This is a genomic window from uncultured Dysosmobacter sp. (genome assembly GCF_947631635.1).
Lineage (GTDB): Bacteria > Bacillota > Clostridia > Oscillospirales > Oscillospiraceae > Oscillibacter.
In genome coordinates this window covers 113,829-128,419 of record NZ_CANRMB010000005.1, presented here as the reverse complement: position 1 = coordinate 128,419, position 14,591 = coordinate 113,829, and the positions used below count along the sequence as shown (strand labels likewise).

Below are 14,591 nucleotides of genomic sequence, written 5' to 3'. Positions count from 1 at the left end.
TATCCGGCGAGGCCCCGCCGGATGGGAACGGCAAAAATTTTTAACCTCTCCTTGCTTCTTTATCCGTAGTGAGCTAACAAACCAGGCTGGTATCACTGACCGGCCTGGTTTGTCATTTTAATCAGATTACAAGCTTGCTCTGAGCTGTTCAAGCATGGTGATGGTGTTCTTTCTTGCCCCCGGATGTGGCATTGCGATGACCGGTCCATAAGAGTCCCTTACATGATACACGAATTCATAGTAGGTTCCGCAGCACACGATCATTTTCGGCTGAATAATGGACAGCTCTTCTCTCAGCAGCATTCCGCTTATATCGGAATAGGCAAGGGAAGCATACTCGCTCTTTGCCTGGTTCTTTCCCCGAACCTTGTTTATATTTGTGAAAGCAACCGTCCCAATTTTTTCAATTGCCTCGCCTTTAGCTTCCGCAAGAGCAGGAATACTTTGTGATGGGTTATCTAATAATGACGCCCACCGTCCAATGTTATACCACATAAGCGGGTGTTCCTTTGCGTGTCCGGATAAGCCTTGCTTTGTGATGGAATTCATCCACTTGCGAAAGAAATACCCATTTTGGAAGTCCTTGTTGTCCCAATCATTCGTCTCTTTTGCGACGAACAAAATGCCATTATCCGCATCATAGCGTTCTTCATCAATAATCCCAAACTCATTGATACGCTCAGGAGGATTGCCATCACCAAACGCCTGTATATAAGTCGTCAAATAGTCTGCACAGTATTCCTCGTACAGAGCTGATAATGCAGCGTTGATTTTTCTATTTTGATCCAGATCAATCATGCTTCTCGCTCCTTGGCGGATTACTGAACACGGTAGTGTTCACTACTGGTCGCTTCGAATACATACGCAATGAGTTCCTCATGGGTCGTAAACTCTTTCATAAGGAAGCCAACAATCGGGTGAAAGGATAAAACCTGCTCATCTTGGTTGATCCAGCAGCAATGATTTCTCTCGTTCATTTCAACCTCTCTCAGGTGCCGTTTTCAATCAGCGGCACTTTTCTTTCCACAAACCACCTGCCGATGATGTTCCCGGACAGGTTCGTTGACCGTTCAAAGTAAAGGTGAGTCCGTCTGCCATTCACCATGATGGTGTAGCGATCTCCCTGGCCACCGGCTTTCGCCGCATAGCCTGGTCGCACATCTATTACGCGGTCAACTTCGTATTTCATTCCATCTTCCCAGGTAATCAGTCTTGGGAGCATCAGGCCATCAGCCCGTATTTCAGTCAGCACGGTCACATACGCCTTGTATGCGTCGCCAGGTATTGCAGATCCTGCCATAGCGTCAATGCAACGGCTTGCTGATGTCCCGCTTGAGGAAATCAGCGTTTCCAATATAGGGGGCAGTAATCTTGTGACCTTCCCGCTGGAGCAGGCGGATTTTGAAGTCCAGAAGCTCGGGAGGTACTTCCAGTAAACTTGCCGTCTGGAAGAACCCCAGCCGCATCTGAAGGGCGTCAAATACATCGTCATCATTCAGCATAAACTCAGCAGCAAAGATATTCGCCTCATACTCCAGCCGGTTACTTTCATTTAGAACCGTCAGCTCATGGAAAGTACAAAGCGCAGGAGTCACATGAAGGACACCGTGGCCAAGTTCATGGGGCAGAATAATTCGCTGGATATGCGCCGGCAAGTCGTTGTTGATCACGGCGATTTTACAGCGGGAGTTTGCCATGTAAAAGCCCTTGCAAGACCCTTCGCTCGATCCCATCGAGGTGTACTTGACGCTGATATTCATCGCGTGGCACACCTCTTCGGGGTCGTTCGTCCGATATTTCATTTTCAGGCGATTGCTTTCTCTCTTAATCAATTCAACCAGCAAAATTCTCACCTCATTCCAGAGTAGCGTCTATGATTCGATTGTGCGCATATCGTACCACACTCACTGTCCAATATTCAGTACAATAGCGCTGTCTCTGAAATTGGCGATTATTTGCGGTACTTCTCTGGCGTGAATTTGTCGTGCGCCTGTTTCTTGCACTCAAAGTATGCCTCAGTGACAGCTTGGAAGAACAGATCCTTATCCTCCTGGGGCATTTCACCTCCAGCAAACAAAGCCCGGTTGGCATCCAGAAGCGCTTTCATGTCTATGGCACCTTTGCTGCCATACCGTTCACGCGCAGCATTGACATAGGGAGCTGTATCAAGGCCGTAAGTAGGATCGTCGATCTCGGGTTTCAAAAGATAGTCTTCCGTTACATTCAGGGCCTCGCAGAGTTTGCGAAGCTGAAGGCGGCGAGGCGTTGCCGCATCCGTTTCGTAATTGGTGATAGACCGGACAGTAATTCCGGTCATCTCTGCGAGTTCAGCCTGCGTCAGGCCAAGGTTCAACCGCAAATCTCGGATTTTTTCTCCAGTCGTCTTCATATTGTTGACCTCTTTCCGCCGATGAATCTCCAAAAATTCTATTGACAAACGGAGATGCACCTGCTATTGTTTTTGTAGAAAGTACAGGAAACTTCACGCAAGTACAGGAAACTTTATCCCCATTATAACGCATATTATGCAGTTGTCAACAGGAATTTACCGGAAAGTACAGGAAATTTTCTATTAAATTCTTTCGACAAGGAGTTGAGCGTTATGGAGAGAGTTATCCTTCATAGTGATCTGAACAATTGCTATGCCAGTATTGAGTGTATGCTGCATCCGGAGCTGCGGGGCAAATACATTGCGGTCTGCGGCAGCACTGAGGAACGGCATGGCATCGTACTGGCCAAAAACCAGCTCGCAAAGCAATGTGGAGTCAAGACCGGTGATGTCATCTGGGAAGCCCGTCAAAAGTGTCCGCAGCTCACAATTGTTCCGCCGCACATGGATCAGTACTTGAAGTTTTCCAAGCTTGTCCGGAGCATATATCTCCGATACTCTCCGGAAGTAGAATCCTTTGGAATCGACGAAAGCTGGATTTCCCTGACCGGCTCACCGCTTCTGAAGAACCGCACCCCCGTCGAGATCGCAAACGAGATCCGTGAAACCGTAAAGGCAGAGGTGGGCTTGACTGTATCCATAGGAGTCAGCTTCAACAAGATTTTTGCAAAGCTTGGCTCCGATATGAAAAAGCCCGACGCCGTTACGGAGATCCGACCGGACACCTTCCGGGAGCAAATATGGCCACTACCTGCGTCCGATTTGCTGTATGTCGGACGAGCGACTGAAGAGAAACTGCGCCGGTACTGCATCCACACCATTGGTGATCTGGCGCAGACAGACAAGGATTTTCTCGTTCGCCTGCTGGGCGTCAATGGTGAAAAGCTTTGGAGCTATGCCAATGGGCTGGACAGTTCTCGTGTCATGCCCTGCGATTACGAGCTGCCTATTAAAAGCATCGGTCACGGTATTACCTGCACAGCAGATCTTGTCTCCGAGTATGAGGTGCGCTGCGTATTTCGTGAACTAAGCCAGGAAGTTGGTCTAAAGCTACGCAAGAACAAACTGGCTGCCATGGGCGTCCGAATCGCCGTGCGGGACAACACACTGTCATATAGACAGTATCAGTGCAAGCTTCCTTTTCCAACGCAAAGCTATTTAGAGATCTCCGACGCTGCCGCAGAGCTGTTTCATAACCGGCACAGTTGGTCCAACCATATTCGCTCGCTTACAATCAGCGCCATTGATCTTGTCCCCTCTGACACCCCCATTCAGTTGGATCTCTGGACGGATTTCTCCCGCCATAAACGCCGTCTGAAGTTAGAGGAAACGGTAGAGGATATCCGCCGCAGGTTCGGTCTCCAGTCCATCAATTTCGCTGCGCTTACTACGGGACTGAAGATCCCGTCACATCGGGAGGTTGAATATAAAATGCCTTCGCCCATGTACCAATAACGAGGAGGTTCCTTTATGCCTGATTATGATAAATCTATTCCCGGTCGCCATCCCTTCCGACTGGTCGAAGGATCTGACATACTTCAAATAGCCGGTTTTTCCAAATTGAACCCAGACAAATGCTTCTGCACTTTTGCAGAAGGCAGCCATTACCATGAGCAAGGCATAGCCACAGGCAGCCTTCTGCTCTGTCAAAACGATGCGCGGATCTCCGACGGAGATCTCGTTCTGGTAGATGAGGACGGCGTTCCCACAATTTTTCTCTACCAGAAAAGTCGAAAGAAAAAGCCAACCGGCGAACAGAGGATACTGCACGACAAGTCCAGAGCATTCGCTAAAATACTGGGATCGTTCAATATCTACTGTTAGTCTATCTCAGAGAAAGGACAAACTCATGAGCAAATTTGAAAACTATCTGAAACGATTCGATATAGCTGCCAATGTCACAGACGAAGAACTGGAAAAGACACAGGCTTTACTCCATCTCTATGGTCCGACGCTGCGCCGGTCTTCACGACGATTAGAAGAATTCGAGGAGGAGTGCTATGAGAGCCGGCGTCAGTCAGTATCTGATTTCATCAATCTGGCTGTTGATTATGATCGGGATACCGACCGCAAGCGGATTGCTGAGCGCCTGATCGAAATGGGGCATTCCATGCAGTTACTGTCTATGCTTGATGATGCACTTCTGCTGGTCAAGGACGATCCCACGCATGGGCAACGGTATTTTGACATTCTCAGTACCAGGTACTTTAACGCCTATTGCAAGTCCAATGAGGATGCCTGCCTGATTCTGGGCATCTCAACTGCCACATTCTACCGGAATATCAAGCCAGCGATCCGCCTTCTGGCAGCCAATCTTTGGTGTGTCGTAATTCCCGATATGATTCTCGACGAGCAGCGTCGTGATGCGGAGCAGGCGCGGATGGACGCAGAAAATAAACCGGCGAGTGAGAGTCAAATGAGAGACTACATGAGAGTCGTTTGATAGGGCAAACGAGAAAAAAATGATCTGTAAAATGGGAGGCAAACGAAATTGTAGTGTAGAGCATGAGCCACTATAATAGGTTATGCTGGAGATAGAATGGCTCCTTGGTCTTGACCAAGGAGCCATTCTTTTTACCCTTCTCCGGCCAATACTGGGAGCTTAGAGCCGAGCATCTGCCAATTGCAGGTGCTCGGCTTTTTTGCTGCCCAATTTTGGGAGCATGACCGATGAAGGCTATTGTCATGCGGGCAAGAGGTCCGCCCTCCGAGTTGTTCAAATCACCCCGAAACAACTTGAACGACTTGGAGGAACACTCAATGAAAATAATCACAATCAAGGATTACTATGGAAACTACCAGGAAGTGCCGGTGGATGACGCGCTCTACGCCGAGTGGCAGGAACTTCAGCGCGAAAGCGACCGTATCCGGAAAAAGGAGTACTATCACGGTAGCGGGGTCCCGTTCGATACGGTTGAGAGTTGCTATGCGGCTGACGGTGGCGACTACCTGGATCAGATGGTTTGGAAAGACGAGTGCCGCCGCTTGTACAATGCCATCGCAATGCTGCCTCTGGAGCAGCAGCGCCGTGTGTATATGTTCATGGATAACATGACTTACGCCGACATCGCCCGCGTTGAGGGCCGCACTCACCCCGCTATTCGCAAATCGTTGCTGAACGCTTTCAACCATCTCCGCCAGCTTCTGGAAGAGTAAGATCATCTATTCGCCGGGTGCATATGCTGAACAGCATCTACACCCGGCGATCTGGACGGTATTCAGTTGTCATTCCGTTGCGTTGTTCGTATAAGTTATTGAATACTTTTAAGGAGGACCCATTTATGATTGTCTCTGTAGATCATGGGAATAAGAGCGTGAAGACGCCCAATTTCCTATTCACTTCCGGCATCATCGTTTCGGAGGACAAGCCCGCTTTGAATGTGGACTATATCTTCTGGGATGGCAAGTATTATACCCTGACCGAAAAGCGCATTTCCTATCTCCGCGACAAAACGAAGGATGACCGCTTTTATGTGCTGACTCTGTTTGCCATCGCATACGAACTGCGGCACAAACAGATCCCCGAGTCGCTTGATCCGGTGGATATTACGCTGTTGGTCGGCCTTCCGCCCGCTCATTATGGGCGGCAGCACGCCGGCTTTGAAAGCTATTTCCTTCGCAAGCGAGAAACCGTTGACTTTGAATTCTGCGGCGAATACCGGTCCATCCGAATCTCCAAGGTTGTGAGTTACACACAGGCTTTGGCAGCCGCAATCACCAAATTCAGCGATCTCAAGAATTATGGTGTCTCTTACATCATCGACATCGGCGGTTTTACGGTCGATGTTCTCAAGCTTCGTAATGGCCGCCCGGATCTGGAGGTCATGGAAAGCTTCGAGAAGGGTGTTATCACGCTCTACAACTCCATCACCAGCAAATGCAATTCGCAGTTTGATCGTCTCTTGGAGGACTGCGACATTGATGAAGTAATCCGCAGCGAACCGACCATGCTTCCCGGAGAAGTGCAGCTGCTGATCCGCAGCATGGCTGACGAATTCCTCAATGAATTCTATAACTTCCTGCGTGAGCATGGTATTGATGTTCGGACAAGCAAATGTGTCTTCGCTGGCGGAGGTTCCATCCTGCTCCGCAGCATGATCGAGAGAGGCGGCAAGGTGGCCTTTCCCGTCTTCATTGACGACATCCATGCCAATGCGGTCGGCTATATGCTTCTGTACCAGAGTGAGGTAAAGGCAAATGGGCGATAAGGTGATACGCACTTACCTGAACTTCAACTCCTATGACTTCAGACATCGCAAAGTCATGGAAATTCTCAGCTCAAAGCCCAGAAATAAAACAGAGCTGGTTGTCAATGCTGTTCTCCACTACATCAGCTGTCCTGAAGCAGCGGATGAGTTCAGCAAAGAAACTATGAAGCGGCAGATCCGTGAGGTCATCCAGGAAATGCTGGCGGACGGGAGTTTGACCGGCTTGGCCGCTCCTCCTGCCGCGCATGAGCAGACACCTGAAAACGCCGATGATTTGAGCGACATGATGGCCGCTTTCCGGGGAGGATGATGCTATGGATGATGTTTTCACCTTGAAGAAGCCGCGTGAAGAATTGACATTTTCAGATCTTCGCCACCATTTTGGGACCGGAAGATCGTATATCAAGTCCGGCTCTGGGCGTGATCGTGTTTATGGCTATCGTCGTGGCGTCATGACTGACATCGGGGACATTGAGGAATCCGAGTGGAAGGCGCTCATGCTGGACTTGATCCAACGGTCTAACGAAATGGGTATTTACGAAGCACTGAAACGCTGGTCGAAAGAGTGCTGTGCTTGGCTTCACAGCAAAGCAGAAGTGGAGGAGTACGCTCTTGAGCTCCATTCCGCCCGCATCTTTGAAAACCCGTCCTGGGCTGGATACGAGCAGTTTTGGCGTGACTATGCCCCATGTTTGGCAAAAGAAGGAGAACTCAGATATGAAACAGGGCGCATTGATTTATGACCCGTGTCTGGATCGGATGGACATTCGCTTTGGCCTCAATACCTATCTCGGTGGCCTGCACTGCGGCGAGTGCTTCGATGTTTGGACCGGCAGCCATTGGGAAGCAACAAGGATTGAAAAGGGTGAGGACTGGTATTTAGTCGGCATCTCCATCCGAAACCTAGTTGGCCTGCGTGTCCGAATTTATAACTAAGCCTCCTGAAAAAGAGCAGCTTACTAAGGTCACCCAAAAACAACAGTAGGTCCGATGCCTTACTAAAGCATCGGACCTATTTATCAATCACTTTCGTCCCTGGCATCTTTTTTTCAAGGTAGCCGCGAATCTCTTCACGACTGACGGCAACTATCTTTTGACGCGCCTCACCATGACGAGTAATATAACTCACATCGCCCGTCTTGAAATACCCGTAGATTTGCTCGTATGGTTCAAATCCGCGCTGAGAAAGGGCCTCGGCAACGCTATCCAGAATTGCCATAGCAGTATCATTATCTTGCATCGTCCGCCCTCCTTTTCCTACATTACCCAATTTGTTATTATAGCGAAAATATGGAGCTTAGGCAATCAAATTCTTTCTAATAGGCGGCATGAGCTTCTTGCAAAAAGGATAAGTTGCTGTCGCAATGTCTGGAAGTTGCGCCCTCTTTCTGAATCGGCTATAATAATGATTAAAGTGTAATGATTTGCCGTTCTAACTCTAAAATGTGAGGTATCACTATGAACAAACAAGAACTGATCCGCAAAATCTCAGAGGATACGAATTTAACGCAAAAGCAGGCATCCGCAGCTCTTGATAGCGTGTTGGATGCGATTATGGATGCAGTGAAAAACCATGAAAAAGTGCAATTAGTAGGGTTCGGCACCTTTGAAGCTAAACAGCGTAACGCCAGAATCGGAAGAAATCCCAAAACAAAAGAACCGGTAGAAATCCCAGCATCGGTCGCGCCTGTATTCAAAGCAGGCAAAGTTTTCAAGGATGCGGTAAAATAATCGTGCGGCATCGTCTACAAACCGGTTATGCAGTCTGGAGGTAAATTATGACCAGTACCACATTGGATGAACCCAGCATCTATCCTGCCCCAACTGACAGCAATGACGATGCAGCCGTTAAACACCACTATACCGACTTTGAGAACAGCACATACATGGTCATCTCCAAAGTGGCCTATCTAATCGGAGTCCCCAAACGGTTCTTTGAGAGTGATCATGAACCTCCGAAGCTTGAGTGGTATGAAAAACTCGAATCGGACAAAAATGCTCGCATTGTCAGAAATCTTTGTGCGCTGCGAACAGCGCTGGAGCAGAACTACTCCACCATATATAAGCTGATGCGGTATGAGATGAAGAATCTTCACTCCATGCCAGAGCTGATTCCTCAAAGCAGCCTCCAGCAGCTTATGAACGACGGTATTACCATTGAACGCGCAAACTATAAGCCTTCTCAGTACATCATAGATATCAACCGTCACATCAGCAACCGGATCAACAACTGCAAAAGCCTGTTCCCAATCTGGTTGAAGTGGGAATATGTTCGTTCACTTTTCCTGATGCCGAATGGCCTGTCAGAGGATGGAATCAAAGCGGCTGCCAATGATTACTATGCCAATAAAAGCAAGTATCCCTATCAGGTCTACATGAACTGGGACTATATCAACGCGGGCAACATACTTTACAACGACAAAAAGTTCGTTTCATTGCTGTATGAGGCCAACGAGGATTACTTCTGCGATCTGAGCAAGGTGACAGATGCCGGTAATCTCACGAAGGCCGGGATTTATAAGTTCCTGGAGGAAAGCGAGCAGGTCGATATTGTTGTCGATTGTGAAAACTCCGATCCTTTCAAGCTGTATGCTACGCTGAAGAACTTGGATCAGGAGGCTCTGCTGAGCAAGATCAATAAGATCATTCTTTATGATGACATTCACACAACGACAGCATGGAAGATCCTTGAACAGTTCACCGACATCCCCATCGAGCACAACTTGATTGAGCGTATCAAAGAACAGAAGTCTCTGGTCGATATTCGACTCACCACGGGCACCTGCCGAGAATACTACCAGAACGGAATCAAATCTTTCATATTGGTCTCCAGTGACTCTGACTATTGGGGCCTTATAGCGGCCATGCCGGAGCTGCGCTTCTTCGTCATGGTTGAGAACGAGAAATGTGGACCTGCAATCAAGAACGCGCTGATCAATGCCGGAATTACATACTGCTATATTGATGATTTCTGTACGGGTAACAGCGACGAGATCAAAATTGCCGCTGTCCTTTCTGAGGTCCGGAGAGTGCTGGATAACAGCTTCCATATCAATGTTCAGGACATCCTCCAGGAAGCATACACGGCAACGAGAGCCGATCTGACAACTGCCGAGAAGCGGCAATTCTACGATAGATACATCCGTCCTATGAAGATTGTCATCGCATCCGATGGTGAGGCAACGATAGAGCTTGGAAGCTAACCGGACAAGAGGAGTACACTATGGCGCTGAATGAGATTAGGAAGCCTACAATTGAAGAGGTGCTGGCAAACACGAGCGTGGCGAAGCTAAAGGAGTTGGCCAAAGATTACTATGTAAAAGGCTACTCCAAGCTGAATAAGGCCGCATTGGTAGAGGTGGTCAGCAGTGCGCTGCAAAAGCCCAAGCGCCTGACAGAGCTCCTTTATGTCCTCGACACCCCCACATTCATGCTTTTCAAACGGGCAGCTGAAAGCCAGCAGCCCATCAAGGTAAAGAAGCTTCAGCCCGAGCAGTATAAGCTTCTGGTGGATCTCTGCTATCTTGTCTGCGAAGAATCGCAGGCTGACATGGTGGTGACCGTTCCCTCCCAGATCAGCGATGTGTTCCTTCAGCTGGAACGAGGTGACTTTTCAAAGAGGAAGGCTCGTTATGACCTTCTCAACAGCTATGCCATGGCCACTGTTCACCTGTATGGCGTCATCAGCCAGGATGATTTTGTGGACATCTTCAACCGGCAGAACAGCCAGAAGACCTCTATTGAGGAGCTGTTCCCGGTCCTGATCCGTCACATAGCAGTCGGCGCTCCATATTGCTTCTGGGAGGAATACATCGTCTGTGATGAATTTGAAGAGAACGACTTCCAAGATGTAAAGGATCTTCTGCGTCAGTGCGATACGAAGCCACGGTATGTGCCGGAGAAAAAAGAGCTGCTGCGGTATGCGGACTGGGACTACTATGAGCAAACTCCTCAAATGGACAAGCTGAAACAATTTCTTGCAGAGCAATGCCGGCAGCCTCGCTTCAAAGCAGAAGAAGTCGCTGCGGAGATCCAGTACGCCTGCGCTGTTGAAGCCGGCGTCGGGCAGATATTTGAGATTCTGGAAGATTATCATGTAGATCTTGATGACAAGTCCGTATCTTCCTTCGTTGAGATCATCACTGCCGTGCAGAACAACACTCGCCTTTGGGCCAATAAAGGGCATACTCCCAACGAGCTGGCTACACTCTATAACCGGCGTCCGCCTTTCGCAATGAGTGGCGTTATCAAAAAGCAAAAGATTGGCCGCAATGATCCCTGCCCCTGCGGGAGTGGTAAGAAATATAAGAAATGCTGTGGGCGATAGCCATACCGATATAGATTGTTTCTCAATAGGGAGGAATCATCATGATACCGAACAAGATAGATAAAGCTGCGATTCTGGCAGCCATTCAGCAAATTGATGAGGAGGGCATTCCACGGCAACGCCTATCCCACACATATAATCTCCGCTATGGAGGTAAGCTCTATCCACCAAAATATGTTATTTCTCTTGCAAATGCAAAAGTGAATGGGACGGAATTACCACCCTCCATGTTCTCGGGCGGGGAAGAGTCGAACACCTTTTTGAGAAAACTGGGGTTTGTGGTTGAGCCTTGTTCAGATGCAGGATCTTGTGAAACATCTGGAACTCATGTGGTGACAGTTACATTGGAGAGTTCTTCGTCAAAGTCATTCGATAACAAAAGTCGGCTATCCCTCCTTGGCAGCGCTGTGCGAAACTCGGCTGATGCAGATGTAATTCTGTTTCCCGCTGGCTTTTTTCAACTCCGTGAGCAAAATGAACGCAAAATCATCGCGTTGGCTGATGAGGTCTGCGATTTCCTGCGAAAGAGTGGAGTATCAATAACGGTCTGCTTTGGTATTGATTGTGCTGACGGCGAAGATCAATTGGCGCTTGCTGTTACTCGTGATGGCATAATTGCTATGGGGAGAAAGTTTTATCCTACCTATGACGAAAGAGATGTCATTCGCATCGCCCGGAGTTATGACGAAAAAGAAATGGGATACTCGCGTTTCTTTGAGATTGGTGGAAAGCGCTTCTATTTGGCTGTTTGCTACGACACTTTTGGTATTCGTCATTGTCAACTCAGCAATCCCGGTGTAGATGCTGTTCTTGTCTTGGCTCATCAATTCTGGCCTCGTGGATATGGCCCTTCAGGTGATGTGGACTTCGCACGAAAAGGCTTTGCCGGAGCATCTCAGCAGTGGGATTGCCCGGTATTTGGTACTGCTGTTTTCTTTGACAGGGCAATCCCTGAAAACTGGCCTACCGGAGTCCGCTATCATAGCGAACAAAGTGTGAAGCAGTTTAAGTATTCTGACAATACCCTTCACTGGACACAAAGAGTTGAAATTTCAGAAAGCGAATTCGCCATCTGTTATTGGTATTCAATTTAATCTATCTAACATAACACAAGCTCCCATAGATGTTATCCCCAATTTTCAAAACCCGTTTTTTGACGCAGATTGGTGGATGGCCGCACTCAAGAATTACCAGGCTAGATACCAAACAATCCGGTATCGAGCCCAATGTCATTAAGTTAAAATTTTTGCCGAATACGAAAAAGCACCCACCCCGTTTGATTTAAGGTGGGTGCTTTTTGATGCGGCAGTGAGTCGTGCGTTCTACATGATGCCACATTTTATAATATATCCCAGCAAGATATCCCGGCAAGTCAAGAACGCATCTGTTCGATAATTAAAATTTATTTAAGTCTTTGTAATTGAAAGACTACTTACAGAATAATACAGCATTACCAGTCCCGCACTTAATAGTGCACCACCAACAATGTCTGTAAACCAATGGACTCCTGAGATTAATCTTCCAATAACCATAAATACGGTAAATGCAGCAAGAATGCCGAGAACGGTTTTTTGTATCGTCTTATTCTTGATTCGGGCATTCAACTGCATCATGGCTGTTGGTATTACACACATGACAAGCATGGTCGTGGAAGATGGGTAAGATGCCTCCATGCGTCCGTCAATCAGCACTGGCCTGTAATTTATTACAACCACTTCGAATAAGAGATAGGCTACCATAACAAGGATATAAAAACCGCCAAGAACAAGAATGCTGTAATCAACCTTAACAATACTTCTTCTTTGAATCAGTTGCACCAGTCCCAGGAGTGCAAAACTCAACACAAAGCACAGAGGAACCAGTCCCAGCCAGTCAGTAACCATATAGAGCGCCATGTGTACCCCGGTGAGCTTGTGGAAAAAGCCATTCAAAGCAGCAAAACCAACGGACGAGCCATTTGGCCCGATTGCCTGCACATCAAGATGGCTGACTGCAAACGTCCATAGCACAAATGACGCAAGCAGCCCGATTGCGGCGCAAAGATTTTTTTGACTTCTTTTTTTCATTTTTCCTTCATCCTTATACAGTGTATTGGCCTTCGCCTGAATACACTCTAATCGGATGGATGAAAGAATGAAAGAATTGGCGCGTCACAGGCGTGATACGATTCGTATCACGCCCATTTTATCAGCATTAGAGCCTTTATAAGCAAAAAAATAAATGTAAACATCGCCGCATAAGGCTGTAAGCTAATCATAAAGAGTAGCGCCCCTATTGCACTCAAACCTAAAGAAACCTTATCCTTACTGCGGAGCCAAAGTGTTGATTTGCAGTTTTGCAGTGCAAGAATCAATATGCCCCATAGAATCATGGCGAAAACAACCATGAAATACGATATTTTTATATATGTTTCCATTTCTGTCAATGAGAGCAGTGAGACCTCTTGAATTACGCCGTCTACTCTTTGACCGAAGAACGGAAGAAAGAGAAATATAGCCACACTGCAATCAAGTAGTCCAAAAACCAAGTTACGAAAGTGCATTTCTTTTTGCGTGTTTTCTTCTTCCGCAATCGTAAGTATTGCATCGCAGGAAAGCAATTCATCCAAGGATACCGAAAAATACTTTGATATTGCTTTCAAAGAATCGATATTTGGGTACCCTCTACCTGATTCCCATTTTGAAATCGCAGTACGGGAAACATATAGTATTTCTGAAAGTTCTTCCTGTGTAAGCCCTTTTTTCTTCCTCAGTTCCTGCAATTTTTCATTAAATTCCATAATCCGACTATCCTTCGATAAAAGCATCAATAGCTTTATAAATGTATCTGTCTGTTATCCTTTTGAATTACATTATACCATCATTTTACCCAAATTGAAAGGCACAAAGGGAAAATGGATTTTTCCTACAAATGGCTGTACTTTTACTGCATTTCATTGACTTGTTGTGCTTCCTGAGAGTTTCACCATTCCAGCGCATTTCAGCAAATTTTTTAGGCATGACAAGGACTGGTTGATATTCTCGCAGGTATTGAAAACTATGTCTGTGATATTACGTTTTTGGCAAAAACCAGCCAACTTTTTATGCGTTCTGCTGCCAAGTTGAGAGTCCATATCGTTCCTTAACTTAACGACCCGTTTATAAAAAAACTCTCCATAAAGTATCCAGCCCTCAAAAATCTTTCTCCGTCATTTTTACGGCATGATATAAGACTTGTTGATATTTTGCGAGATGCATTTACTATCGCCTGTTGGTGAAAAACGGGCTGATTTCTGTTGTATTTGCACGGCTTGTTGAGATTTGCCGTTCATCATTACCTATCACGGCACTTTTCATGCCCTGTTAAATTAGCGCGACATTTCTTTTTCTGAAAAGCCTTGTTTTGTCCGCTGAAAACAGGCATTTTAAGAAATAAATATGTCGAGGGGGCGGAAGTTGATACCCCCACCCCCTCATTTTTTCAAGCGGCTACCCGGTACACAAAGCCGGGAAATCCCTTTACCCGCAGATCGCGCTGGTCTTGCCGTCCCGGTCGGATAGGAACGGTGTACTGCGCAATATCTTCCAGCAACTTGTCGCTGTCAGATGTCGGCGTTCGGATAAACTCCTTATGGTGAAGCCGATATTGCAATCCAATTCGCACATGGGCAGCTTTGCCACCTCACGCA

Annotated in this window: 19 protein-coding genes; 12 read left to right on the top strand and 7 right to left on the bottom strand. The window is 47.2% G+C overall.

The window, feature by feature from the left end; translation table 11 throughout:
- Positions 1 to 126: 126 nt before the first annotated feature.
- From Q0Z71_RS04580 to Q0Z71_RS04565, 4 genes are all read right to left on the bottom strand, one after another.
- A complete protein-coding gene (locus Q0Z71_RS04580) occupies positions 127 to 798 on the bottom strand; it encodes a hypothetical protein (RefSeq protein WP_298018899.1) in 672 nt (223 codons plus the stop codon).
- 190 nt (positions 799 to 988) lie between these two features.
- Complete coding sequence (locus Q0Z71_RS04575) at positions 989 to 1,189, bottom strand: hypothetical protein (protein WP_298018896.1); 201 nt, start codon at positions 1,187 to 1,189, stop codon at positions 989 to 991.
- A gap of 115 nt (positions 1,190 to 1,304) precedes the next feature.
- Positions 1,305 to 1,844 (bottom strand): ImmA/IrrE family metallo-endopeptidase, encoded by a 540-nt coding sequence (locus Q0Z71_RS04570; protein ID WP_298018893.1) that lies wholly within the window; start codon positions 1,842 to 1,844, stop codon positions 1,305 to 1,307.
- Positions 1,845 to 1,951: 107 nt separating this feature from the next.
- Positions 1,952 to 2,389, bottom strand: coding sequence for a helix-turn-helix domain-containing protein (locus Q0Z71_RS04565; RefSeq protein WP_298018890.1), 438 nt, complete (start codon positions 2,387 to 2,389; stop codon positions 1,952 to 1,954).
- 213 nt (positions 2,390 to 2,602) lie between these two features.
- Here Q0Z71_RS04565 and Q0Z71_RS04560 point away from each other — a divergent pair, with 213 nt between their 5' ends.
- The 8 genes from Q0Z71_RS04560 (at position 2,603) to Q0Z71_RS04525 (ending at position 7,533) form a co-directional block, all read left to right on the top strand.
- Positions 2,603 to 3,844: a DNA polymerase IV gene (locus Q0Z71_RS04560; RefSeq protein WP_298018887.1), complete on the top strand. Its 1,242-nt coding sequence runs from the start codon at positions 2,603 to 2,605 to the stop codon at positions 3,842 to 3,844.
- 15 nt (positions 3,845 to 3,859) lie between these two features.
- Complete coding sequence (locus Q0Z71_RS04555; protein WP_298018884.1) at positions 3,860 to 4,213, top strand: hypothetical protein; 354 nt, start codon at positions 3,860 to 3,862, stop codon at positions 4,211 to 4,213.
- Positions 4,214 to 4,238: 25 nt separating this feature from the next.
- A complete protein-coding gene (locus Q0Z71_RS04550) occupies positions 4,239 to 4,832 on the top strand; it encodes a hypothetical protein (RefSeq protein WP_298018881.1) in 594 nt (197 codons plus the stop codon).
- A gap of 317 nt (positions 4,833 to 5,149) precedes the next feature.
- On the top strand, positions 5,150 to 5,545 hold the full coding sequence (locus tag Q0Z71_RS04545) for an RNA polymerase sigma factor (protein ID WP_298018878.1): 396 nt from the start codon (positions 5,150 to 5,152) through the stop codon (positions 5,543 to 5,545).
- A 125-nt stretch (positions 5,546 to 5,670) separates the two neighbouring features.
- Positions 5,671 to 6,597 carry a ParM/StbA family protein gene (locus tag Q0Z71_RS04540; RefSeq protein ID WP_298018875.1) on the top strand — a complete coding sequence of 309 codons (927 nt, stop codon included), beginning with the start codon at positions 5,671 to 5,673 and terminating at the stop codon, positions 6,595 to 6,597.
- Positions 6,587 to 6,907 (top strand): hypothetical protein, encoded by a 321-nt coding sequence (locus tag Q0Z71_RS04535; RefSeq protein ID WP_298018873.1) that lies wholly within the window; start codon positions 6,587 to 6,589, stop codon positions 6,905 to 6,907. The genes Q0Z71_RS04540 and Q0Z71_RS04535 overlap by 11 nt, the downstream gene beginning before the upstream one ends.
- Before the next feature lie 4 nt (positions 6,908 to 6,911).
- Positions 6,912 to 7,340: a hypothetical protein gene (locus Q0Z71_RS04530; RefSeq protein WP_298018870.1), complete on the top strand. Its 429-nt coding sequence runs from the start codon at positions 6,912 to 6,914 to the stop codon at positions 7,338 to 7,340.
- Complete coding sequence (locus Q0Z71_RS04525; RefSeq protein WP_298018868.1) at positions 7,315 to 7,533, top strand: DUF5348 domain-containing protein; 219 nt, start codon at positions 7,315 to 7,317, stop codon at positions 7,531 to 7,533. The genes Q0Z71_RS04530 and Q0Z71_RS04525 overlap by 26 nt, the downstream gene beginning before the upstream one ends.
- A 76-nt stretch (positions 7,534 to 7,609) precedes the next feature.
- Here the strand turns inward: Q0Z71_RS04525 and Q0Z71_RS04520 are convergent, their stop codons facing one another.
- Entirely contained in the window at positions 7,610 to 7,837 is a 228-nt protein-coding gene (locus Q0Z71_RS04520) for an IreB family regulatory phosphoprotein (protein ID WP_298018865.1), read from the bottom strand.
- A gap of 218 nt (positions 7,838 to 8,055) precedes the next feature.
- On the opposite strand from Q0Z71_RS04520, the gene Q0Z71_RS04515 reads away from it, so the two are divergent.
- Genes Q0Z71_RS04515 through Q0Z71_RS04500 form a run of 4 tightly spaced genes read left to right on the top strand, consistent with a single transcriptional unit; the run spans position 8,056 to position 12,018 of the window.
- Complete coding sequence (locus Q0Z71_RS04515; RefSeq protein WP_298018863.1) at positions 8,056 to 8,328, top strand: HU family DNA-binding protein; 273 nt, start codon at positions 8,056 to 8,058, stop codon at positions 8,326 to 8,328.
- A gap of 47 nt (positions 8,329 to 8,375) precedes the next feature.
- The gene (locus tag Q0Z71_RS04510; RefSeq protein ID WP_298018861.1) at positions 8,376 to 9,800 is read left to right on the top strand and encodes a hypothetical protein; all 1,425 of its coding nucleotides are present in this window, start codon (positions 8,376 to 8,378) and stop codon (positions 9,798 to 9,800) included.
- A 20-nt stretch (positions 9,801 to 9,820) separates the two neighbouring features.
- On the top strand, positions 9,821 to 10,924 hold the full coding sequence (locus Q0Z71_RS04505; RefSeq protein ID WP_298018858.1) for a Rho termination factor N-terminal domain-containing protein: 1,104 nt from the start codon (positions 9,821 to 9,823) through the stop codon (positions 10,922 to 10,924).
- 41 nt (positions 10,925 to 10,965) lie between these two features.
- Entirely contained in the window at positions 10,966 to 12,018 is a 1,053-nt protein-coding gene (locus tag Q0Z71_RS04500) for a hypothetical protein (RefSeq protein WP_298018855.1), read from the top strand.
- Positions 12,019 to 12,330: 312 nt separating this feature from the next.
- Here the strand turns inward: Q0Z71_RS04500 and Q0Z71_RS04495 are convergent, their stop codons facing one another.
- Both Q0Z71_RS04495 and Q0Z71_RS04490 read right to left on the bottom strand, forming a co-directional pair.
- Positions 12,331 to 12,990, bottom strand: a complete 660-nt coding sequence (locus Q0Z71_RS04495) for a phosphatase PAP2 family protein (RefSeq protein WP_298018851.1) — start codon at positions 12,988 to 12,990, stop codon at positions 12,331 to 12,333.
- A 107-nt stretch (positions 12,991 to 13,097) separates the two neighbouring features.
- Positions 13,098 to 13,703: a helix-turn-helix domain-containing protein gene (locus tag Q0Z71_RS04490; RefSeq protein ID WP_298018848.1), complete on the bottom strand. Its 606-nt coding sequence runs from the start codon at positions 13,701 to 13,703 to the stop codon at positions 13,098 to 13,100.
- Between the last annotated feature and the right edge of the window lie 888 nt (positions 13,704 to 14,591).